The sequence below is a fragment of the Lacipirellula parvula genome, from assembly GCF_009177095.1.
In the GTDB taxonomy this organism is placed as follows: Bacteria; Planctomycetota; Planctomycetia; order Pirellulales; family Lacipirellulaceae; genus Lacipirellula; species Lacipirellula parvula.
In genome coordinates this window covers 728,156-750,459 of sequence record NZ_AP021861.1, presented here as the reverse complement: position 1 = coordinate 750,459, position 22,304 = coordinate 728,156, and the positions used below count along the sequence as shown (strand labels likewise).

Genomic DNA, 22,304 nt, shown 5'->3' with positions numbered 1-22,304 from the left:
CCAGGTGGTCCACAAGTTCGGTACCCTGTCGGCCGCTGGCATCCCGCCACTGGAGTCCATCGACTTGCTCGTCCTCCTGCAGGCAGCGGCTTTTCCCAGTCGATAGCGATTCTCCGAAACCGAGTGCCCGTAGATCTTCGGTTGACTAGATGGGACGCAAACCGCGTGCGTCCTGGAGTGCGTCACGTTCCAGAATTGCGCTCCTTCTGGGGCTTTGTTGAGTTTGGCGGCGGGTTCGATTCCCGCCGCCTCCACTCGACTGAAAAGTCCGCTAAGTCCTGCAAAAGCCCGTTCCAACGCTCGTAAGACGTCGGGACGGGCTTTTTCGCATTCAGCGGGTAGAGCGGGTAGCCCTGGTTGGCGTACTCGCCTACCAGGGCGGCGCAGCCGCAAGAGACCCATCGGCCACCTCCCGACTCACGATTGAACCGGCGCGACCGTCCGACTAACTTCAATGCTTCCCTCAGCCGCCGGGACGACGCCAATCCCGCCCGTCCGTCCCTCCTTTTTGAGAACTCTTCGATGCTCGTCTCGCCATCCGCTGCCTCGCTCCCGGTGCGCGCTCGCCTGCTGCTCCTCCTCACAGCCTTGCTCGCCAGCGCCGCCACGGCCGGCAGCGCTCGCGCCGCAACAAAAACCTGGACGGGCGGCACGAACAGCGATTGGAGTCTCGTTGGCAACTGGTCGCCCATAGGCGCCCCCGCGAGCGGAGATTCCGTTGAGTTCCCCACCGCCGGCGGTAACCGCACCATCAGCTTGTCCGGGAATCGCACCGTCGCCGATGTGACGTTCAACAGCAGTAACGCCTACCGCCTCATGAACGATCAGCTGACGATTGCCAGCGGCGACGTCACGAGCCTACAGGGCAATCATCGTATCGACAGCAACGTCCTTCTCGGCGGCGAGGCCGATTGGAATATCGCCAGCGGCAAGCTGTCCGTGTACGGGTCGGTGAACTCCACCGCGGGCAACGCCTTCGGCATCAACAAGACGGGCGCCGGTTCGCTCGATTTTCTCAACCAAGGCGCGACGAACGTCATCAAGAACTATCTGCACCAAGCTGGGAGCGCTGAGTTCTTCGAAGGAACCTACACGCTCACGAGCACGTCGTTCGACGCCGCCTCGGCCATGTATATGGCCGAGGGAACGGTCACCGTTTCCCACCGCGCGAAGCTGAAAGGAACCAGCGGGGGAAATCTCGTCCTGCAATCTGCCGGCGCCGGCAGCTCGAACCTGATCATCCGCGACGAGCAGACGGAGGTCGCCACCTTCAACCAGCTCTTCATGGGCGCGAGCGGCACGAGCGGCAACAGCCTCACCGTCACCAAGGACGCGAAGGTGCGGGACATCGGCTTGTTTGTCGCCGGCTTCAATGGCAGCGCGACCGTTACGGTCTCCAGTGCGGCCACGGTGAATACAGGCGCCATGGCCGTTGGCATGCTCACGGGCGTCACCGGCACGCTCACGGTCGAGGATGCCTCGTCGGCGCTCACAACGAATTCCCTCGCCTTAGGCGGTTACAACTCCGCCCAGAAGGGGGGCACGGGCACGGCGACAATCAGCGACCGCGCCTCTCTGACTGTTTCCGGCGAATTGAGGTTTTTCTCGTCTACGAGCTCGCTCACCGTCGACTCTGCTACCGCCAGCATTGGCGCGTTGACTAACGAAGCGGGCGTCGTCGGCAGCATCAAACTCGATAACAACGGCGACACGCCCGCCCTGACCATCACCACGCCGGCATCGCTGCCCGGCCCAGCTACGTTCGACGGCGTCATCTCGAACGCCGCCAGCGGCCCCGGCGGCATCGTCAAGCAAGGGCCGGGCGAGCAGATCTTCACCAAGCAGCAAACCTACACCGGCGGCACGCGCATCGAAGCCGGCACGCTCAGCTTGGCGACTGCCAACGCGCTCGCTTCGACCGCACCGGTCAACGTCGCTGGAGGCACGCTCAATCTCGCCGGAAACGTTCAGCAAACCGGCACGCTGACGCTGCAGGGCGGAACGGTCGGCGGCGCCGTCGGCAGCGTTCTCGTCCCCGCCACGCTCGCCCTCCAGTCTGGCACGATCGACGCCCCCGTCATCGCCGCGAGCGCCGTGAACAAAACCACGGCCGGAGTCGCCGTCTTGAACCAGGGCATCACGGCGCCGGCGCTCAACGTGACGGCGGGAACGCTGCAGATCAAAGGCGCCATTAACGCCAATCTTCAAAGCAACCCGACGAGTTCCGTCGCGCTCATCGGCCCAGCCACCGTCACCGGGACTACCGCGATCAGCGGCGAGCTGACCATCGGCGGGCACGCTTTCACCGCCACCCAAGCCGTCGCCGTGGGTTCCGCCACGCTCGCCGGCGGCTCGATCGTCGCCGACGCCGGAGTCACCCTCACCGGAGCGGCTACTGGCTACGGCGCCATCTACTCTCGCATCACTGGCGCACCTACGAGTTCCATCACCGCAGCGGGCGGACCGCTAACCCTCGGCGACGCCAAACTTGCGACGGGCTTCGACGCCTTCCAGGGCACGCTCAACACGGGCGCGCAGCAGGTCAATCTGCTTAGCGCCGGCGTCGCCAAGCTTGGCGCAACGACCACGCTTGCCGGCGGCTCGCTCTCCAGTCTCCATGGCATTCAGCTCGACTCCGGCAGCACGGTCGCCGGTAACGGCACGATCAACGGCGCCTTCAAGAACCAAGGAACCGTCAACGGCGCCGCCGGCGGCGGGGGCATTCGCCTCACCGGCTCCGTCAGCGGCGCTGGCTCCTACGCCGGCGCCGTCCAATTCGATGGCGCCTTCAGCCCCGGCAACAGCGCCGCGGCGGTCTCGTTTGCCGGCGACGCCACGCTCGCCAACACCTCGCTGCTGCTGATGGAAATCGGCGGCGATGATCAGGGAACCGAGTACGACCATCTCGACGTAGCCGGCAAGCTCACCCTCGGCGGCGCGATCGCCGTGCAGTTCATCAATGGCTTCACGCCCGCCAGCCCACTGTCGTTCGATCTCTTCGATTGGGGCACGGTCGCCGGCAACTTCAACGCGCTCAGCCTGCCGAACGTCGACGGCTTCGCGTGGAACACGTCGCGATTGCTCACGACCGGCACGATCTCGCTCGCGCCGAGCTTCACGGCCGACTTCGACTCCAACGGCCAAGTCGACGCTGCCGACCTGGCGATCTGGAAAACGGGCTACGGCGCCGCAGGCGGCCGCAACGCAGGCGACGCGAACGGCGACAATCTCATCGACGGCGCTGATTTTCTTCTGTGGCAACGACAATTCGGCAGCGGCGTCGCCGCCACGCCTGCGAACGCCAGCATCCCCGAGCCCGCCACGCTAGGTCTTGCCAGCATGTGCGGCTCAGCTCTAGCCCTCTTCGCCAACAAGCGCCGTCGCCGCAATCAATAGCTCTGAGGCTTCCTCCCGGCTCCCGGGTAGTCAGCTCAGTTCAAGTAGTGAGCGGCCTTCTCGAGCGTCATCTTCGTCGCCGCGTTCGCCGCTTTCAAAATCAGCTTGTTCGCGGCGCGACCCGAGAGAGATGATTTGGAGCGAACCATCTCATCGACTTTGACTTGAGCAAGTTGCGCCGCGCGGGTCTGCACATAATCGCGCAACCCATTCTTGCCGGCGGAGCTCTTGCCAAGCTTGCGGCGAGTGCTTTCCCAAAGCTCCGGAGAAATCTGTACGGCAATCCGCGACGCTGCTGTCACCGGGAGGTTAGAACGCAGCCAAGTCATTGCGGAGCGTACGCTCAATTGATTTCCAAACTTAAGACCGAGTTCCACTTGAGTATTCCTTGGCCGAAATCGGCAAAAAGAAGGAATTTCGCTTCGTGCCTGGGCGGTGCATCCCTGCCGTAACAGGCACAGAGCGCACGGAAAGCGAATCCCATGCCGTTACAATCGGAACCGGCCGATCGCGGGGTACGAAGGCGATTTCGGGCAACATCCTACTTCAGCACCCGCTTTACCAGAGCCTGCCGCTGCTTGCATGAGCGCTAGGGCGCCAACTCGCTGAGCGTCGCCCGCTCGACGGGGACCATAGATAAAGGAGCTGGTAGCCCTAGCGGGTAGCCCTGGTTGGCGTACTCGCCTACCAGGGCGGCGCAGCCGCAAGAGGCCACGCGGGTAGCGACGACATTCTGGCGCACAGCCGTCGGCTACCGCCAACGCACAAACGCCAGCGTGTCGGTGTTGCCGAAGCCAACAAGAAGCAAAGCGGCGTCAATGCCATACGCCTCCTGTCGCTGGCGCGACCCCGACACGCGGCCGACAATGCGTTGGTCGATGGGGCGCGGTCCGCGCCCGAGCGTCGGGGCCAGCGCGACGGATTGGCCTCGCGACAAAGCTCGCGTCGGAAGAGTGCACTGCGCGCAGTCTCCTGCGCCAATGGCTCAACGAATATTCTTGATGTTGGCGACCGGTTTTGCGCCAATCAGGGCGGCCTCTCCAGGCGCGTCCATTACGGCCAGTACCACTTTGGCCGGTCCTCGATCGGCGACCTTTATCAGATGCTTGCCAGGAGGAAGCGATTTCCGCAGGTATTCAACTTGCTGGTCCGTCTTCAAGACTAAAATCGCCTGCTCGTGCTGCCCCGCGTACTCGATCAAGTCGCTCATGCAATTCGCTTCGAAGTGCTGAACGTCGTTTCGGTCGAGATCAAATGGCACGGACGACCACTCGTGACCGATCGTCGCCATTGGGATCGTGCCCCTCACGTCCAACGCGACCGGCGAACCACTTCCAAATACTGTCTCTGCGAACGCGAAGCGCGGGATATTTCGGTGCAGCACAACCGCGCTGAGAATGAGCGTGACTGAAACGCAGACAGACCACTGGAATGCCGGCGTCGGCCAGCGCCGCATTGAAAGAACCGCTCCGGCCGCCAGAAGAATCCAGAGGCTCGAGATTGCCGCTCCTGCAGTCCAGGATTCTAGGCCGCTCATCAGCATGAAAATGGTGAACCCAATTCCACCCAAGCAAGTCGCCATGCTCGCGAGCCAAGGCGACCAGCGCCTTGAGAATTCAGCGCCAATTTCGCCGATCGACGCAAACACTGCACGATCTAGATAATGCCCAATCATCAAAGCAAAAGCTGGAGCGGCCGGCAGTATGTAGGTTGGCAGCTTGCAACTCGACATCGAGAAAAAAGCGAAGCACCAAGCGCTCCAAAGTACGGGGAAGCTAAGTGATCGAGACCTGAGCTTCCGGATCGGGTCTTTCTTGGACCACAGAAAACTCGCATACGGAATTGCCATGAACGTCCAGGGATGCCCGGCGACAAGCAAAATAGGCACAAAGTACCAGAACGGCTCAGCATGAAATGCGCCAGCGAACCGTTGCAGATTATGACGGTAGAAAAACTCGCCAATAAACGCCGGGTCTCGCTGCGAAACAGCGTAGAACCAAGGAGCGTTCACGAAGACGACGATCGCAAATAGATACGCCCAGTGTCGCACTAGTAAACGCGCGGGATTCTTCGTTAGCCAACAATGCATAACGAGCGGCGGAGCCAGTAGCACGACGGATATTGGGCCTTTGCACAAAAACCCAAGCCCGGCTGCAAGCGCCGTTATCGTCCACCATTTCCAATTTAGCTTGTCACTCTTCACTGCTTCATATGCGGCCACAAACGAAATGGTCGTGAAGCACGTCAGTAACCCGTCGAGCAACAGAATTCGACTTCCTCCCAAGAATCCAACGGAAAGGAAGAGCGCCAGCCCCGCAAAGAATCCTGCTCGGCGTCCGAATACCCGATTTCCCAACCAGACTGTCGCGAGCAGCGTCGCCAAACCGCAAATTGCTGGAATGATCCGAGCGGCTCCTGGCGACACTCCGAATATTGAATAGCTCGTCGCGCACAACCAATAGAGCAATACCGGCTTATCGTAGTACGGCTGGAAATTGAGCGTTGGCAGCGTCCAGTCGCCTGACTCAATCATCTCACGAGGTATTTCGCCGTAGCGAGTTTCATCTCGATCGATCAGAGGATAGTTGAGATTTGAGAGCAGGAGTATCGCGGCAACCAAAATCAAAATAAATTCTGCAAAGCGAAAGCGGCGGTCGCTTGCAGCCTTCTCTGGCGATAGTTTCGCTTCCACTGCTGATTGGCCGTCAGCTGCTGAAAACTGCACCTTATTCCACCAGTGTCGAACCAGACTCGCCAACACTACAGGTATGTGCGCAATCGACACCGTACTCGTCCCGGCCTCGCGCGGCCGGTGCGAAACGCCAACTTCGACGATGGATCGCCCTTGCCGTCGAGCCTGTGAGATGATTTCCGCATTGACCAGAAATCCATTCTCCGTGATGTCGCACTCGTTCAACGTCTCGCGCCGGAACATCTTCAAAGCGCAATCGACGTCTCGCACGCCTGTATCAAGCAGCAATCTCACCAGTTGGTTGTAGACGCGAGAGTAGAGGCAACGAAGCGGCGAATCTTTGCGATCAATTCGATAACCGCAAACGATTTCGTAGTCTCGTGAGAGCAAAACGAAGCGATCTAATTCAGTTAAGTGGAACTGGCAGTCGGCGTCAGTAAATGCGACCAGCTCGAAGTTGGCCGCCTCAAATCCAGATCGCAATGCAGCGCCGTACCCGCGATTCGCTTCATGCCGAATCAGCCTCACGGAAGGTCTTGTGGCTGCCATCGCTGTCACGCGTACGGCAGTTTCGTCAGAACTCCCATCGTCTACAACAATGACTTCGAAGCAGTCTGAAACGGTCGCCAGTGCGGCTTCAGCTTCACTAACGGCGCGCTCGATTGATTCAGCTTCATTCCATGCAGGTAGGACGAGCGAAATGCCGTTTGACGTCGGAGTCGCTGCCCTTGCTAACGCTTTGCTTGAGTTTTGAAACATACCTCGCATCCATGCGGGTCAAGTACTTGGAAAGCTGGGCACTACACGCCGACTATTGGTTATCGGCAAATCGCGTAAAACGGGACGTACGAAAATCTAAGATGCAACGCGCTTCCTCAGTTCCCAGCTGTCGGCCCAACCGCAGGTACTGAACTTAAATTCGACTATTACACATAAGCACGATTCTTTTTTGAAAACCGAATGCAACGTGATGGCCAGTGGCCAGCCGCGCGAGCTTAATAATGCAACGAAAGCGTCGTCCCAGACGCGCTGGAAAGTCCCGCACGAAGTCCGTGGATCTCCTGGCAGCGTTACCATTTCCGCCGGTCGCGCCACTATTTACTAAACAATTAGTAGTTAGATCAATGCCGATTATGGGTGGCCATCGCAAGAGCAGGGTGGGGCGGTGAGCTTACTTCCTGCTGCGGAATCCAGCGGGTAGCCCTGGTTGGCGTACTCGCCTGCCACAGGCTGGCGCAGCCGCAAGAGGCGACGGTAACATGCGCAGCGCTCACGCTAGCTGAGACGTCACCGAGAGCCTCTAATTCGCAACGGACTGATCAGCTGCGATTCCGACCGCTGCACAGCATCGCCCAGCCAACGACCACACTCAATAGACGAAAACCAACATGAGCGCCGACAACCTGAACTGGTTCGACAACGTCGAGCATCGCCCCCACCCCTGGCCGGGGCTTAATTGGCTCACCACCGCGATAGCGTGTGCGGACGTGCGGCGGGCGGTCGACTTCTACGCGCAGGCGTTGTCCTTCGTCGCGATTTTCGAACTGCCGGGCGAGAACGGCGAACTCCTCTTCGCGCGGATGCGCTACCGCGGTTGCAACTTCACCCTCAACAAAACCGGTTGGGATTTCGACGGCCAACCGCCGGCCGACTCCAGCCACGCGCCGCCGTTTCAGTTTTACCTCTACGTCGACGACGTCGCCGCGACGAGCGCGCGGATGAAAGAGCAGGGCGCCGCGGAAATCTTCCCGCCGCGCACAGAGATCTGGGGAGACCTACGCTCACGACTGCGCGACCCGTTCGGCTACGTGTGGGACCTCGCCCAAGCGCCAAGCTAATCAGCAAGCGCGAAGTGGGTAGCCTTGGTTGGCATACCCGCCTACCAGGGCGGCGAAGCCGCAAGAAGCCAAACCATCGCCGCAGTACTACCGCATAAGGCTGCGCCACACGCGTGAAGTCGCAGGACAACCAGGTCGGCCCTGCTGCGGCACGGCGTATCCTGCTAAAATTGCAGCATGGAACACATTCGCAATTTCTGCATTATCGCCCACATCGATCACGGCAAGTCGACGCTGGCCGACCGGCTCATCCAGAACTGCAACGGCATCGCGCAGCGCGATCTCCACGAGCAGATGCTCGATTCGATGGACATCGAACGCGAGCGCGGCATCACCATCAAGAGCAACACGATCACGCTCAACTATCGCGCTCTCAACGGCAAAGACTACCTGCTGAATCTCATCGACACGCCTGGCCACGTCGATTTTTCGCACGAAGTCCGCCGCTCGCTGATGGCGTGCGAAGGGGCGTTGATCGTCGTCGACGCGTCGCAGGGGGTCGAGGCCCAAACGGTCGCCAATCTCTACATGGCGATGGAACACAATTTGGAACTGCTGCCGATCATCAACAAGATCGACTTGCCATCCGCCGACATCGACCGCGCTCAAGAAGCGATCGACGCCGAACTTGGTCTCGATCCGTTCGCTGCGATTCCGATCTCCGCCCGAAACGGCGTGAACATCGACCAAGTCCTCGAAGGCATCGTCGAAAAGCTGCCGCCCCCGACCGGCGATCCCGACGCGCCGCTGAAGGCGCTCGTCTTCGACGCTCACTTCGACAAGTTCCGCGGCGTGATCTTGCAATGCCGCGTGGTGGAGGGGACGCTCAAGCCGCGCGATACGATCCACTTCATGCACGCGAATCGCGACTTCAAGGTCGACGAGGTCGGCTACAACCAGTTCCAACTCGTGCCGCGTCAGCAACTCAGCGCCGGCGAAGTCGGCTACATCGTCGCCGGCGTGAAGAGCGTGCAAGACATCGAAATCGGCGACACGCTCACGCTGCTCGATCGGCCAGCCGACGAACCGATCCCCGGCTATCAAGCGGCGCGGCAGGTCGTCTTCTCATCGATTTACCCGATGGATACCGGCGAGTATCAGGAACTCACGAAGGCGCTTGAAAAACTCTCGATCAACGACGCCGCGCTCACCTTCGAGAAAGACAGCTCGGCGGCGCTCGGGTTTGGCTTCCGCTGCGGATTCCTCGGCCTGCTCCATCTCGACGTGATCCAAGAGCGACTGCAGCGAGAGTTCGATATCGGCCTGGTCATCTCCGCGCCGTCGGTGAAGTACAAGCTGCAGCTGCGCGACGGTTCGGAAATGGAAGTCGACAATCCGACGTACTGGCCCGACCCGATGTCGATCGAATCGGCCAGCGAGCCGTACATCAAGGCTTCGATCATCACCCCCGAAGAATATGTCGGCGGCGTGATGGAACTCTGCCGCGAGCACCGCTCGGAAAGCCAAACGATGGACTACCTCTCCGCCAAGCGGATGGAAGTCACCAGCGTCATGCCGCTCGGCGAGGTCCTCTTCGACTTCTACGGCAAGCTGAAAATGCTGACGCGAGGCTACGGCTCGTTCGACTACAAGCCGATCGAGTACCGCCAGACCGACGTGGTGAAGGTCGACATCTTGGTGAACAAGGAACCGGTCGACACGCTCTCGTACCTGGTCCACCGCGACAAGGCCCGCACGCGGGCGCTCCACTACTGCGAACAGCTGGCCAAGGAAATCCCGCGGCATCAATTCAAAATCCCGATCCAAGGCGCCATCGGCGGCGAGATCATCGCCCGCACCACGGTCGACCCGTATCGCAAAGACGTCACCGAGAAACTCTACGGCGGCGACGTAACGCGCAAGAAAAAGCTGCTCGAGAAGCAGAAGAAGGGAAAGGCCAAAATGAAGCTGTTTGGCAGCGTGAACATCCCGCAAAAAGCGTTCATCGCCGTGCTGCGTGCCGAGGACGATTGAGTGGGTAGCCCTGGTTGGCGTACTCGCCTACCAGGGCGGCGCAGCCGCAAGAGGCAAGCCACCGCCAATGTCCTGCGCCTCCAGTCGCTGGCACGCCCCCGAGTACAGCAAGCTAATTTCGCAGATCGAACGTACAACAATGACCACACCATCGAGCGCAAGTGGACCTAACCCCGCCGCCCCCAAACCACTTGAGATCACCGGCGGCGCCAAGCCTCCCGTCCCAGCCTTCTCATGCATCATTTACGTCAGCAAAACCGCTGACGGCTCAATGAACGGTCGCGTCGCAAACCTCGCCGGCGGCGACGCAGGCGAAATCGTCGCCAACGGCAATTCCGAACGCGACGTGCTGTTCAAACTAACTCGCGAGTTCAAATCGCGCGTCGCGAAAATGCACGAACAGCAGCAGACAATGCCGTGGATCGATCCCCCTCCGCCGCCACTTGAGCACGAGCAAATCCGTTACGTTCCAGTGCATCTCTAAACGCCCGCCCGAAAATGTTCGCCGCCTACCTTCAATCATTCGAGCGTCACCAACCGCTGGGCCAGCGCGTCCTGCTGGTACTTGAGGCACTACCGACGGAAGTTCAGCAAGACTTCGTGAATGACGCCTCCTTCACGGTCTCCCTCGACAACTACGTCCCGGGCGAGGGCTCGTCGGTCTTCATGGCCGCCCCGCACGATGCCGGCATCAGCAGCCGCAGCGTGGTGCTCAGACCGCGACTCTCCGATTGCGACGAGTCGTTCGCTCATTACGTGATCGCGCACGAATTCGCCCATGCGTATCTACGAAACGGCTCCTGGGGCGACATCCTCGATCCCGAAGAAGCCGCCGACGCATTGGCCGCCGCATGGGGCTTCCCGCGACCGTTCATGAACATCACGCGGTAACGCCAACTTCTCCGCAGGGTAGCCCTGGTTGGCGTACTCGCCTACCAGGGCGGCGCAGCCGCAAGAGGCAACGCCATCACACCCGCTCCTCCACATCCAACCCGCAGAGCAACCAAAGCCTCGAACCGCCCAACGCGCACAACCGTACCAGAGCCAACAGCGCGTAAAACCACGAACCGCCCCAGTAAATTGACCGCCAATTTCAACCAACTATCCTGGATGCCTGGCAGATTCGATGCCTAGCAGATTCGCACTCCCTCGCCTGCTTCCCACCGCCGCCGTAGCGCACCGAGCCCACGCCAGTCCTCCATGCCTCACCGAATCCTCCGCCGTTCCCAGCGCTGCCTGAACCTCGCCCGCCGCACCGCCCACGCTCGACGCCCTCGCGCGATCGCGCTCGCCCTCGCGGCCATCTCTTCGCTCACGCTCGCCCCCGCGCACGCCGACATCAACTGGATCGGCGGCACTGGTAACTTCGGCGCCGGCGCCAACTGGAGCGGCGGCGCCGTCCCCATCCAAGGCGAGTCGATCGTCATCGCCAACGGCGGCACGGCGCAAATCGCCGGCGCGAACGGCTACGTGGTCAGCACCGTCACGCTCGGGCAAGCCGGCTCCGGCGCCATCGAACTCGGTTCCGGCAACAACACGCAGTTGCAGGCGAACGAGTTCTACGTCGGCTACAGCGGACAGGGCACGCTTACCGCCGGAACGCAAGCGTTCATCGGCACGAGCGATTTCTGGGCTGGCTACAATCAAGGCGCGACCGGCACCGTCAACTTGAACGGTAGCTACTTATCTCCTTTCACCGTCTACTTCGGCTACGGCGGCAACGCGACGGTCACGCTCGAAAACGCCTCGACGCTGCAAAGCACCACCGGCTACGTCGGCTACTCCGCCGGCTCGCACGGCGTCGTGAATCTTTTGAGCAGCACCTGGAAGGCCGAGAACCAAAGCATTCCCCGCGACGTCACGGTCGGCGTGAGCGGCAAGGGCGAAGTCCACGCCACGAGCTCGCTCCTCTCGGTAAACAACCTCATCCTCGCCGCCAACGCAGGTTCCACCGGCGACGTCTCTGCCGACGGCGGCAACATCACCACTGCGGAAAACCTCACCGTTGGCGCCGCGGGGACGGGCAGTCTCACGCTCACCAACCTGGCCTCCGTCCAGGTGATGGGCGTCGCCGCGATCGGCTTCAACGGCAACGGCACGCTCGACGCGACCGACGCCGACTTCGCCGCTCCCGAACTCTTCGTCGCCCAAAATGGCGGCTCGACCGGCACGGCCACGTTCTCCGGCGGCGAGTTGGCAATCTCCGGCGAGTTCCACGTCGGCTACGGCGGCGCCGGCACGTTCACGCTCGATGGCGGCGGCACGCTCGAAACCAACAAAGCGAACATCGGCTTCGCCGTGGGCTCCACCGGCACGATCGACGTCCTCGACGCCACGTGGACCAACAAGCTCGCGATCTTCGTCGGCGCTGCCGGCAAGGGGACGCTCAACCTCGGCGCCGGCGGCGTCATCAACAGCGAGAGCGGCTACATCGGCCAAGACGCGACCGGCGAAGGCGAAGTCAACGTCACCGGCGGTTCGTGGGCAATGACCAACACGCTCGCGGTCGGCGTCAACGGCGGCGGAACGCTCACGATGACCGGCGGCACCATCTCCTCGAAGTGGGCGCAAGTCGGCCTCTCCGGCGATTCGCTCGGCGTCGTCAACGTCGGCAACGCCAGTTGGACGACCGAGCAAACGCTCACCATCGGCGTCGGCGGCAACGGCGGCGAGTTCTACGCGACCAACGGCGCGAACGTGACGGCGCAAACGATCGAACTCGCCGAGAGCGCAAACGTCACGGGCTTGCTCAGCGCGGTCAACACAACGATCACCACAGAGAACATCATCCGCGGAGCCGGCACGGCGTCGCTTTCACTCTCAGGCGTCCAACTAAAACTCCTCGGCGGATCGTCGGTCGTCGATACGGCCCTCATCGATGGCTTCGCCGCCGATGCGGCGGTCATCGGGGCAGGGGGGCTCACCGTCGACACGCAAGGCGGCAACGCTCAAATCCCCACGATCCTCAGCGGCGCCGGCGGCCTCACGAAAACGGGCGCCGGCCGGCTCCGGCTCACCGCGCCGAACACGTACGCTGGCGGCACCACCGTCTCAGCCGGCCTGCTCGAAGTCACGAACAACGCCGCCCTCGGCGCCGGCAACGTCGCCCTCGGCTCCGCCGAGTTACGCGCCCACGCGAGCGCCACCCTCGCCGGCAATCTCAACGGCGGCATCCAACTCGTCTCCGTCGCCGCCAACCAAACCGGCGTCTTCTCGGCAGCGCCGAACCAAACGCTCACGCTCGCGCCGCTCGACTTCCTCCTCGTCGAAGGCGCCACGATGCAAGTCGGCAGCAGCGGCCAAACCGGTTCCGTCGTCTTCGCCCCCACCGGCGCGGTGGCGCTCACTGCCGAGGCGACCCTCAACGTCGCCGCGGGAACACTCGTCGCCGACAATGGCGGCCTCGAATTCATCACCTCGATCGCCGCGTCGACCACCGTCGCGAGCGGCGCCACGCTCAACTTCCAAGACCATCTCTCCACCGGCGGCGTCCGCGCCCTCTTCGGCGCCGGCACGGTGAACATTGGCTCCAATGCAGCGACCATGCTCGTCGTCGACGCCGGCAACTTCGCCGGCAACATCGCCGGCAACGGCGGCCTCGTGAAAGATTCAAACGGCACGCTCACCCTCTCCGGCCAAACCGCGTTCATCGGCGGCACGACGGTCAACGCGGGCACGCTCCTAGTAAACGGTTCGCTCTCGTTCGGCTTCGGCAGCGCCACGGTCAACGCCGGCGCCACGCTCGGCGGCAGCGGCCTCGTCGGCAACGTCTCCCTCAACGGCGGCAACCTCGCCCCCGGCAACCTCGTCGCCGGTAACTCTGCCGGCACGCTCACGGCCAGCAACCTCCTCTGGACCTCCGGCAACCTCGTCTTCGACCTCGGCGCCACGCCGGCTCAGTCCGACTCCCTCACCGTCGGCGGTCTGCAAGGCTTCGCTTCCACCTACGCATTCACCTTCACGAACAACAACTGGAACATCGGCACGACCTACGACCTGGTGAACTTCGACTCAACGACGATCGCGATCGCCGACTTCAAGTTCACCAACAGCCACGGCCTCGACGGCGTCTTCGCGTACAAGGGAAACATCCTGCAGTTCACGCTCACCGCCGGCGAAGTCGTCCCCGAACCCGCCGCCGCAGTGCTCCTCCTCCTCGCCGCCGCCCCCGTTCTCGCAACCCGCGGCCGCACTCGCAAACTCCAAACGCGATAGCCGGGACCGATCGCTTCAGCGACCAGTCGGCAGCGCCCACCGCTCTCCATCCCGCGCGGCAAATCCGCACGCACCCCTCCCAAAATCTGCCGCGCCCCCCAAAATTCTCCCCAGAACCTCCAAAATAATTCCCACAACTTTTGTGTTGAAACTAGGCCACCCATTCCTCTAACGTAAACCACCGTGCTGCGCATTCCCTTAGCCCCCGGTTCTTCAAACCGGGGGCACGGCGCCACGCCACGTTTCCCAGCGCACCCGCGCGCTCACCGAGGAGGACCGATCTCATGCAAGCCACCAGCTACGCCAGTCGCCGCATCATCGACGCCTCGAAAAAGCAGCGCTTCTGCGAGCTCGTCCGCGACAGCTACTCGCTCGAGGAAGCCGCCGAGCAGCTCGACGTTTCCCTCCGCACCGTGCAGCGCGAACGCCAACGCGACGAAGCGTTCGATCGCGACGTCCGCGCCGCCCAACAGTCGCACCCCAACCCGCTGCTGCTGATGGAAAGCGCCGCCCGCACCCACTGGCGGGCCGCCGCGTGGCTCCTCGAACGCGAACGTCCCGACCGCTTCGGCCGCCGCCGCGCCAACACGGCCCGCAAGCACGAAGTCGAGGCCGCGCTCGACCTGGTGCTCGAAGCCGCCCTCGCCGCAACGCCCCCCGAACAGCGAGCCGCGCTCTACCAACCAGTCGTCGCCGCCGTCGAGCAAGCATTTCACAAATGCTTTCCACAACCCGATCGCTGCGAGAGCCCGAAGCACGCCCAATTCCCCGCCACGCCGCTCGCCGACGAAGCGGCGGAAGCCGTCGCGGAACTGTCGCCTAAAATCGCCGAGGCGACAGATGACGACACGAAGCCAAACGATGCAACGGCGCCCAAATCGCCACGAAACACCGCTCGTCTTCTCCCCGCAATCGCGAGCCCCCACTCATCCGCCGCGCAGCTGTCGCCTAAAATAGAAAAAGCGACACCAAGCAACGCGACATCCACCGACATCACGACGCGACGGAAGCAGCGGCAGCTCGCGAAGCAAGAAAAAGCCGCCAAGAAGCGCGCCGCAGCCTCCAGACGACGCAACGCCGGGTAGGTTGGTCTTTCAGCCCGACAGCCGCGCCGCAAGAGTGCGACTCACCGCAACCAACGTCCATGAAACGCAAAGCTCAAGAACCCTGGAAGCCCACGAAGGCCCAACTCGCCGCCGCGCAGAACAAGCGCGTCCCCGACCTGCTCGCGAAGGATCTCATCGTCCTCTTCGCGGGGATCAATCCCGGGCTCTACACCGCCGCGATCGGCCGCCACTTCGGCCGGCCCGGCAATCGCTTTTGGCCCGCGCTCTACGGCGGCGGTTTTACGCCACGACTCTTCTCGCCGTTTGAAAGCGACTCGCTCCTCGACCTCCACCTCGGCATCACCAACGTCGTCTCGCGCGCCACCGCTCGCGCCGACGAACTCACGAACGACGAACTCCGCGCCGGCGGCAAGCGACTCGCAGCGAAAGTCAAACGCTGGCAACCAACCGTCGTCGCCTTCGTCGGCATCGGCCCGTACCGCATCGTCTCCGGCGTGAAGGATGCGAGCGTCGGCATACAAAAAGACCTCTTCGGCGGCAGCCACGCGTGGGTGCTGCCGAACCCGAGCGGACTCAATGCGCACTATCAACCGGCGGCGTTGGCGAAGCTATTTGGCGAGTTGCGAGTATGGGCCGTAGCTGAGCATCGCCGGCGGAAGAAGTGAGGCTTGGAAGCGATGAGAGTGCGGATTTTACGGATTAAAGAAACGTGTGGCTCCCTCCCCCTGGAGGGGAGGGCTGGGGAGGGGGATGGAACCCTGGTACCCGCTACTTTCACCCCTCCCTAACCCTCCCCCTCAAGGGGAGGGGACCTCAAAGTGTTGTTGCAAAGTTGTTTCGATAGATAGCGTGGAGGGCTCTAATGATCGGCGAGCGAGGCTTGCAGCGCCGTCAGCAGCGGGCAAGGCCCGCCAGCGCCAACGCCGCGGCGATATTGCTCAAGCAATTCTTTCGACCGCTGCGCCAGCATCCGCCGTACCTCGCGCCGCTTCCCTTTCTCGCGCGGGATCTTCATCGAATCGTACGCCGTCGTTTGGTGCCGCATCCAGGCGATGACCGCCGCTTCGGCGCGGCGCTCAATCGGAATCCGCTTCGTGCGGGCCACCGTGCCGCTGCCGACCGGCGTGGCATGCTCGGTGACGGCAGTGGCGAATCGCTGAGCAAGCGGCGCATGGGCCGAGTGAAACGCAAGAAACGAGACGACCGCACCATGAAAATCTTCGACGTATTCCGCCTGAACTTTCTCCCGTCGCTGAGCATCGGCCACCTTCCGCTTCGCAAAGCTCTCGGTCGAACGCTCCGTTTCGAGATCGGCTTGAATCCGCGCGATCGTCGCCGCAGGCGCCCAGACGCCGCGCGAGAACATCTTGCGGCCCCGCTTCTCCGCGACGACCCAATGGTCGCCCGCGGCCTTCACGCGGCGGGTCAGCGCCGCATCGCCCGGCGGCAGCAGCGACCAATCGGCAGGGGCCGTCAGCAAGGTTCCGTCCGGAGCGCGGACGGTGTCGGGACTCGGTCCGGGGGAGTAGGTCTCAGCGCTCATTCATCGTCATCCGTCGCTGCGAGCGGTGGCTCTCGGCTCGCCAGTCAATTCATCGTATCGCCGCGGCCAGCGCGACCGCAGCCAACCGCGTGACACAGTTCCGCCCTAGGAACCACGCCCCTCTTCAATATAAAAAAGCTGGCCCCGCAACCAGCCCGCTTGACTCGTAAGCAATCACTTACCTATAGTGGCGGCATGGTGAGCACGCGAAACCCCGATGCCGACGTCTTCGGAGCCATCGGCCATCCCGCCAGAAGGCACATTCTCGATCTGCTTGCAGAGTCCGATCGATCCGTCAGTGCGATCGCGTCGCACTTCGAAATCAGTCGCCCGGCGATCTCGCAGCACCTCCGCATCTTGCTCGACGCGGGCCTCGTGACCGAGGAGCGGCACGGACGCGAACGCCGCTATCACTTCATTCCTGAGCGTCTCGCCCCCGTGCGAGATTGGCTCGCGCTCTACGAGCGGTTTTGGGACGATCGTCTGCAGAAGCTGCAGAATGTGCTCGCGAAGAAGAAGGGCAAACAATGAGCCGTATGATTCGCAAAGAAATCCTGATTCCACAGTCGCGCGAAGAGGTCTGGCAGGCCGTCACCGACAGCGCCACGCTTGCCGAGTGGATGTTCCCCAACGACTTCGCACCGCAAGTCGGCCGGCAGTTTACGTTCGAAGTACCGCCCAATCCCCAGGCGAATTTCGACGGGCTCACTGTTCGCTGCACCGTACTGGAGTGCGAACCTCCCCGCCGGCTCGCGTTTTCGTGGACCGCCGGCGGACTGGTCGACACCCGCGTCTCCTTCGAGCTTGAAGAAGAAGGCGCGGGGACGCGACTGCGGCTCGAACACGCTGGCTTCGACCTCGCGGCGCCATGGGGCGAGCAAGCATTCAAGGGCGCCGAGTACGGGTGGGCGAAGATGCTCAAGCAGCTCGTCGCCATCCTCACGAACACCGACAGCCAAACCTCCGAAGGATCATCCACATGACCCAAAGCACGAAGCGGACGATCCTCCGCTGGATCCACATCGTTTTCAGCGTGCCGATTATCGGCTACGTCTACAGCCCGTTCGAAGAGATTCCCAACTACGCCCCCGCGACGAGATACGTCTTCCTGCCGCTCCTCGTCCTGTCGGGACTGTGGATGTGGAAGGGCCATGTCGTGCGGCGATTGCTTTCCCGCGGTTCGACCAGCGCGGCTGGCGCCTAGCAATCAGGCGAGATCGATCTACCTAGCGTGACAGAGAGAAAATCGCATGGCCAAGAAAACGCCAAAGAAGCCCGCGCCCAAGCGTGCCAGTGCGAAGCCTGCCGCCACAAAACCAAAGCTCCTCTCCGGCGGTAATCCTCAAATCGCCAAGGGCTACGGCGACGAACCGGTGCAGGCCTACATCGCGGCAATGCCAGAGTGGAAGCGCGAGCTCGGCGAACGGCTCGATGCGATCATCACGCGGACGCTGCCCGACGTGGCGAAGGCGGTGAAGTGGAACTCGCCGTTCTATGGCCGCGACGGGGAAGGGTGGTTCCTCAGCTTCCACTGCTTCGCGAAGTACGTGAAAGTCGCGTTCTTCAAAGGCGCCGCGCTGCGGCCGCTGCCGCCGGGCGAGTCGAAGCAGAAGGAGGTGCGGTATCTAGATATCCACGAGGACGACGAGCTTGATGAAGCGCAGTTCGCCAAGTGGGTGAAGCAGGCGAGTAAGTTGCCACTGGAGCGGATGTAATCAATCCACGGAGAAATCATATGGCGAGTAAAGCATCCGATAATCTCGACGATTGGCGAACTGAAACGCTCGAACGGATTCGCGAGCTCATCGCGCAAGCCGCGCCCGATGCGGTCGAAGAAGTAAAATGGCGGAAGCCGTCGAACCCCGCGGGCGTGCCGACTTGGTCGCAAGGCGGGATTCTCTGCACCGGCGAGACGTACAAAGACAAAGTGAAGGTGACGTTCGCCAAGGGGGCGGCGCTCCCCGATCCGAGCGGTCTGTTTAATTCGAGCCTCGACGGCAACGCGCGACGGGCGATCGATTTTTTTGAAGGAGACAAAGTGAAGGCGACCCCGTTCAAGGCGCTCATCCGCGCGGCGGTGAAGTTGAACGCAGGGAAGGCGAAGTAGCGAGACCAGCGCATGTGCGTCACCGGTCAACGGCGCGCAGTCAGCGTGATCGAAAGAGTCGCTCGGTTGTTCGCAGAGCTTAAAACCAAGCTCAAAAAACTTCTCCCCGAACACGCTGGACATCGCTCCCGACCCGCAGTATGTTGACGCCCGTTGCTGGTCGACCACAAGCGATTGTGGTCGCGACAAGAGGGAACCTGGTGCAAATCCAGGGCTGCCCCGCAGCGGTAAGCGGAAACGAACGCCGTCATTAAGCACTGGCTCGCAAGGGCTGGGAAGCGACGGCTAGTAGGTGCCGGAGGACCTTTCGAGGCCCGCCGGCCAGTCCGCAAGTCCGAAGACCTGCCAGCGACTGAGCGGTTCAGAATTACAGGATTGCGATGACCGGATGTCATCGGACTGGGCCGCTTGTCTACCGAACCTTCTCGGGAAAGGACGGTCGAGGATGTTGATATTCTGCTGCGCGCAGTCATTACTCGCTGGCTTCCGCTCGCCGTTGAGCGCTGGCACTCTCGCGACTGCACTCTCGCACGATTCCTCGATCGGCGTTCACCGGTTTGGTTCCGGGAAACCCGCTGTCCCCTATCGGGTCGATAGGGAGAGGAGTCACTCTCATGCTGTGCGCCCCCCACGAATGGATTGTCCGCAAACGCGACGGTCGTCACGTTCCGTTTGAACTCGACCGCATCCGCGGCGCGATCGCCAATGCGTTTCGCGCGGAACTGAACATCGCCGCCAGTGCGCCGCTCGACGACGACGTGGCCGCCGACGTGGCGGGCGTGCTGCAGTCGGTCTCCGACGACGTCTCGCCGCTGGTGAATCAGGGCGAAGGGGTCAGCGTCGAGCGGATTCAAGACATCGTCGAGATGGAGCTGATGGCCCGCGGGCATTATCGCGTCGCGCGGCGGTACATCATCTACCGCGCCGAACACGCCAAAATGAGAGCGATTCGGGGCGAAGCGATCATTCAGGCGCCGCCGACCGTGCAGGTGACGCTCGCCGACGGCAGCCGCGTGCCGTTCGATGCGCGGCGGATTCGCAAGCGGCTCGCCGAAGCGGCGGCCGGCTGGGAAGCGGTGGTCGACGTCGACGAACTTGTCGACGAGGTGCTGCGATCGGTCTTCGACGGGATCTCGATCAACGAGATTTACCGGGCGCAGATTCTGGCCGCACGCTCGCGGATTGAACGCGATCCAGCCTACGACGTCGTCACCTCGCGGCTGATGCGCAACGTTATCTACCAGGAAGCGCTCGGCGAAACGCCCGATGCGCGATCGCTCGACCGGCTCCACCAGCATCAGTTCGAGCACTACATCATCGACGGCATTCGTGCCGGACGGCTGTCGGCGGAGCTGCGCGAGTTCGATATAGAAAAACTCGCCGCGGCGATGAAGCCGGAGCGGGACGCGCAGTTCCATTACCTCGGCCTGCAGGCGATCTACGACCGCTACTTGCTCCACGTGAACGGCCGGCGGATCGAAACGCCGCAGTACTTTTGGATGCGGGTGGCGATGGGCGTCGCGCTGCGGGAAGCGGCCCGCGAAGAGCGGGCGATCGAGTTCTACGAGATTCTGTCGACGTTCCGGTTTACTTCAGCAACGCCGACGTTGTTCAACGCCGGCACGCCGCATCCGCAGCTGAGCTCGTGCTACCTCAGCACCGTAAGCGACGATCTGGGACATATCTTCAAAGTGGTGTCCGACAACGCGCTGCTATCAAAATGGGCCGGCGGGCTCGGGAACGACTGGACGAACATTCGCGCCACCAACTCCCACATCCGCGGCACGAACGGCCGCAGCCAGGGGGTGATTCCGTTCCTGAAGGTGGTGAACGACGCCGCGGTGGCAGTGAACCAAGGCGGCAAGCGGAAGGGCGCCGTCTGCAGCTATCTTGAGACGTGGCATCTCGACGTCGAGGAGTTCCTCGAATTGCGGAAGAACACCGGCGACGATCGCCGCCGCACGCACGACATGCACACGGCCAACTGGATTCCCGACCTGTTCATGAAGCGCGTGCGGCAGAAGGCCGATTGGACGCTCTTCAGCCCCAACGAAGTGAGCGACCTGCACGATTTGTACGGCCGCGAGTTCGAAGCTCGCTACGAGCAGTACGAGCGGATGACCGACGAGGGGGAGATCGAACTCTTCCGCCGCGTCCCCGCCGCCGACTTGTGGCGCAAGATGCTGACGCGGCTGTTCGAAACGGGGCACCCTTGGATCACATTCAAAGATCCGTCGAACATCCGCTCACCGCAAGACCATGTGGGCGTGGTGCATAGCAGCAACCTCTGCACGGAAATTTTGCTGAACACCTCGGCCGACGAAACGGCCGTGTGCAACCTCGGGTCGGTCAACTTGGCAGCGCACATCGTTGACGGGGCGCTCGATCTGGCGAAGCTCGAAGCGACCGTCACCGTCGCGGTGCGGATGCTCGACAACGTGATCGACGTCAACTTTTACCCGACGCCTGAGGCGGCCAACTCGAACCAGCGGCATCGCCCGGTGGGGCTGGGGCTGATGGGTTTTCAGGACGCCCTCTACGCGCTCGGGCTGAGCTACGCCAGCGACGACGCGGTGGCCTTTGCCGACCGAAGCATGGAGGCAATCTCGTACTACGCACTGCTCGCGTCGTCGCAACTCGCGGCGGAGCGAGGCGCCTACCAGAGTTACCCTGGTTCGAAGTGGGATCGCGGGCTGCTGCCGATTGATACGTTGCAACTGCTCGAAGAAGCGCGGGACGTGCCGATTCCGATCGACCGCGCGGGGTGGTTCGATTGGTCGCCGGTCCGCGCGTCGATCGCGGCGCACGGCATGCGGAACAGCAACGTGCTGGCGATCGCGCCGACGGCGACGATCTCGACGATCATTGGCGTCTCGCAATCGATCGAGCCGGCGTACAAGCACCTCTACGCGAAGAGCAACCTCTCGGGCGAGTTCACGCAAGTGAGCGAGCCGCTGGTGGCGGAGCTCAAGCGCCGCGGCCTGTGGGATGGGGCGATGCTCGACGAACTGAAGTACCACGATGGCCAGCTGCAGAACATCGGCCGGATTCCGCTCGAACTGCGGCAACGATTCCTCACGGCGTTTGAAGTGGCGCCGAAGTGGCTCATCGCGTGCGCCGCTCGGCGGCAGAAGTGGATCGACCAAGGGCAGTCGCTCAACCTATATCTCTCCGAACCGAGCGGCCGCAAGATGCACGACATGTACCAGTTGGCGTGGGAGCTGGGGCTCAAGACGACCTACTACCTGCGGACGCTCGCGGCAACGCAGGTCGAAAAGTCGACGCTCGACGTCAATCGGTTCGGCGTGCAGCCGAAGTGGATGAAGAACCGGAGCGCTTCGAGCGACGTCGAGATTCACCGTGAGAGCGAGCCGGTCGCCACGGCGGCGTGCAGCCTCGACGATCCGACGTGCGAAGCCTGCCAGTAAACGGGCTGGCGACTTCCAGTTCCGCTCCATCACATACTTCAAAA

The 22,304-nt window shown here is 62.4% G+C and carries 17 protein-coding genes and 1 riboswitch; of the genes, 14 read left to right on the top strand and 3 right to left on the bottom strand.

Translation table 11 applies throughout. The features are described from left to right. The first annotated feature begins 522 nt into the window (after window positions 1–522). Entirely contained in the window at window positions 523–3,396 is a 2,874-nt protein-coding gene (locus PLANPX_RS02830) for a beta strand repeat-containing protein (protein WP_152097260.1), read from the top strand. A gap of 35 nt (window positions 3,397–3,431) precedes the next feature. Here the strand turns inward: PLANPX_RS02830 and PLANPX_RS02825 are convergent, their stop codons facing one another. Then, on the bottom strand, window positions 3,432–3,698 hold the full coding sequence (locus PLANPX_RS02825) for a hypothetical protein (protein WP_232536284.1): 267 nt from the start codon (window positions 3,696–3,698) through the stop codon (window positions 3,432–3,434). Between the two features lie 683 nt (window positions 3,699–4,381). Continuing rightward, window positions 4,382–6,847 (bottom strand): glycosyltransferase, encoded by a 2,466-nt coding sequence (locus PLANPX_RS02820; RefSeq protein WP_172991819.1) that lies wholly within the window; start codon window positions 6,845–6,847, stop codon window positions 4,382–4,384. Between the two features lie 629 nt (window positions 6,848–7,476). On the opposite strand from PLANPX_RS02820, the gene PLANPX_RS02815 reads away from it, so the two are divergent. The 7 genes from PLANPX_RS02815 (at window position 7,477) to PLANPX_RS02785 (ending at window position 15,847) form a co-directional block, all read left to right on the top strand. Continuing rightward, window positions 7,477–7,926: a VOC family protein gene (locus PLANPX_RS02815; protein WP_152097257.1), complete on the top strand. Its 450-nt coding sequence runs from the start codon at window positions 7,477–7,479 to the stop codon at window positions 7,924–7,926. 177 nt (window positions 7,927–8,103) lie between these two features. Then, window positions 8,104–9,900, top strand: a complete 1,797-nt coding sequence (gene lepA / locus PLANPX_RS02810) for a translation elongation factor 4 (RefSeq protein ID WP_152097256.1) — start codon at window positions 8,104–8,106, stop codon at window positions 9,898–9,900. A gap of 139 nt (window positions 9,901–10,039) precedes the next feature. Next, window positions 10,040–10,384: a hypothetical protein gene (locus PLANPX_RS02805; protein ID WP_152097255.1), complete on the top strand. Its 345-nt coding sequence runs from the start codon at window positions 10,040–10,042 to the stop codon at window positions 10,382–10,384. A gap of 14 nt (window positions 10,385–10,398) precedes the next feature. Continuing rightward, complete coding sequence (locus PLANPX_RS02800) at window positions 10,399–10,791, top strand: hypothetical protein (RefSeq protein WP_152097254.1); 393 nt, start codon at window positions 10,399–10,401, stop codon at window positions 10,789–10,791. A 309-nt stretch (window positions 10,792–11,100) separates the two neighbouring features. Then, the gene (locus PLANPX_RS02795) at window positions 11,101–14,115 is read left to right on the top strand and encodes a beta strand repeat-containing protein (protein ID WP_152097253.1); all 3,015 of its coding nucleotides are present in this window, start codon (window positions 11,101–11,103) and stop codon (window positions 14,113–14,115) included. Between the two features lie 284 nt (window positions 14,116–14,399). After that, entirely contained in the window at window positions 14,400–15,200 is an 801-nt protein-coding gene (locus tag PLANPX_RS02790; RefSeq protein WP_152097252.1) for a hypothetical protein, read from the top strand. A gap of 59 nt (window positions 15,201–15,259) precedes the next feature. Then, entirely contained in the window at window positions 15,260–15,847 is a 588-nt protein-coding gene (locus PLANPX_RS02785; RefSeq protein ID WP_152097251.1) for a mismatch-specific DNA-glycosylase, read from the top strand. Between the two features lie 194 nt (window positions 15,848–16,041). Here the strand turns inward: PLANPX_RS02785 and PLANPX_RS02780 are convergent, their stop codons facing one another. Beyond that, entirely contained in the window at window positions 16,042–16,725 is a 684-nt protein-coding gene (locus PLANPX_RS02780) for a DUF2293 domain-containing protein (RefSeq protein WP_152097250.1), read from the bottom strand. A 195-nt stretch (window positions 16,726–16,920) separates the two neighbouring features. Here PLANPX_RS02780 and PLANPX_RS02775 point away from each other — a divergent pair, with 195 nt between their 5' ends. The 6 genes from PLANPX_RS02775 to PLANPX_RS02750 all read left to right on the top strand — a co-directional run bounded on the left by PLANPX_RS02775 (window position 16,921) and on the right by PLANPX_RS02750 (window position 22,260). Continuing rightward, the gene (locus PLANPX_RS02775) at window positions 16,921–17,256 is read left to right on the top strand and encodes an ArsR/SmtB family transcription factor (RefSeq protein WP_152097249.1); all 336 of its coding nucleotides are present in this window, start codon (window positions 16,921–16,923) and stop codon (window positions 17,254–17,256) included. Further along, window positions 17,253–17,708, top strand: a complete 456-nt coding sequence (locus tag PLANPX_RS02770) for an SRPBCC family protein (protein WP_152097248.1) — start codon at window positions 17,253–17,255, stop codon at window positions 17,706–17,708. Before PLANPX_RS02775 ends, PLANPX_RS02770 begins: the two co-directional genes overlap by 4 nt. After that, complete coding sequence (locus tag PLANPX_RS02765; protein ID WP_152097247.1) at window positions 17,705–17,929, top strand: hypothetical protein; 225 nt, start codon at window positions 17,705–17,707, stop codon at window positions 17,927–17,929. The genes PLANPX_RS02770 and PLANPX_RS02765 overlap by 4 nt, the downstream gene beginning before the upstream one ends. Before the next feature lie 46 nt (window positions 17,930–17,975). Beyond that, window positions 17,976–18,440 carry a DUF1801 domain-containing protein gene (locus PLANPX_RS02760; RefSeq protein WP_152097246.1) on the top strand — a complete coding sequence of 155 codons (465 nt, stop codon included), beginning with the start codon at window positions 17,976–17,978 and terminating at the stop codon, window positions 18,438–18,440. 20 nt (window positions 18,441–18,460) lie between these two features. Then, complete coding sequence (locus PLANPX_RS02755) at window positions 18,461–18,832, top strand: DUF1801 domain-containing protein (protein ID WP_152097245.1); 372 nt, start codon at window positions 18,461–18,463, stop codon at window positions 18,830–18,832. A gap of 140 nt (window positions 18,833–18,972) precedes the next feature. Then, a riboswitch (cobalamin riboswitch) is annotated at window positions 18,973–19,197 on the top strand. 249 nt (window positions 19,198–19,446) lie between these two features. Then, entirely contained in the window at window positions 19,447–22,260 is a 2,814-nt protein-coding gene (locus PLANPX_RS02750; RefSeq protein WP_152097244.1) for a ribonucleoside-diphosphate reductase subunit alpha, read from the top strand. Window positions 22,261–22,304: the final 44 nt, after the last annotated feature.

Excerpts from the sequence above, each read along its gene's own strand:
- PLANPX_RS02830 (WP_152097260.1), top strand. The coding sequence starts at position 523 with ATGCTCGTCTCGCCATCCGCTGCCTCGCTCCCGGTGCGCGCTCGCCTG.
- PLANPX_RS02820 (WP_172991819.1), bottom strand. The coding sequence starts at position 6,847 with ATGTTTCAAAACTCAAGCAAAGCGTTAGCAAGGGCAGCGACTCCGACG.
- PLANPX_RS02815 (WP_152097257.1), top strand. The coding sequence starts at position 7,477 with ATGAGCGCCGACAACCTGAACTGGTTCGACAACGTCGAGCATCGCCCC.
- lepA (WP_152097256.1), top strand. The coding sequence starts at position 8,104 with ATGGAACACATTCGCAATTTCTGCATTATCGCCCACATCGATCACGGC.
- PLANPX_RS02805 (WP_152097255.1), top strand. The coding sequence starts at position 10,040 with ATGACCACACCATCGAGCGCAAGTGGACCTAACCCCGCCGCCCCCAAA.
- PLANPX_RS02800 (WP_152097254.1), top strand. The coding sequence starts at position 10,399 with ATGTTCGCCGCCTACCTTCAATCATTCGAGCGTCACCAACCGCTGGGC.
- PLANPX_RS02795 (WP_152097253.1), top strand. The coding sequence starts at position 11,101 with ATGCCTCACCGAATCCTCCGCCGTTCCCAGCGCTGCCTGAACCTCGCC.
- PLANPX_RS02790 (WP_152097252.1), top strand. The coding sequence starts at position 14,400 with ATGCAAGCCACCAGCTACGCCAGTCGCCGCATCATCGACGCCTCGAAA.
- PLANPX_RS02785 (WP_152097251.1), top strand. The coding sequence starts at position 15,260 with ATGAAACGCAAAGCTCAAGAACCCTGGAAGCCCACGAAGGCCCAACTC.
- PLANPX_RS02780 (WP_152097250.1), bottom strand. The coding sequence starts at position 16,725 with ATGAGCGCTGAGACCTACTCCCCCGGACCGAGTCCCGACACCGTCCGC.
- PLANPX_RS02775 (WP_152097249.1), top strand. The coding sequence starts at position 16,921 with ATGGTGAGCACGCGAAACCCCGATGCCGACGTCTTCGGAGCCATCGGC.
- PLANPX_RS02770 (WP_152097248.1), top strand. The coding sequence starts at position 17,253 with ATGAGCCGTATGATTCGCAAAGAAATCCTGATTCCACAGTCGCGCGAA.
- PLANPX_RS02765 (WP_152097247.1), top strand. The coding sequence starts at position 17,705 with ATGACCCAAAGCACGAAGCGGACGATCCTCCGCTGGATCCACATCGTT.
- PLANPX_RS02760 (WP_152097246.1), top strand. The coding sequence starts at position 17,976 with ATGGCCAAGAAAACGCCAAAGAAGCCCGCGCCCAAGCGTGCCAGTGCG.
- PLANPX_RS02755 (WP_152097245.1), top strand. The coding sequence starts at position 18,461 with ATGGCGAGTAAAGCATCCGATAATCTCGACGATTGGCGAACTGAAACG.
- PLANPX_RS02750 (WP_152097244.1), top strand. The coding sequence starts at position 19,447 with ATGCTGTGCGCCCCCCACGAATGGATTGTCCGCAAACGCGACGGTCGT.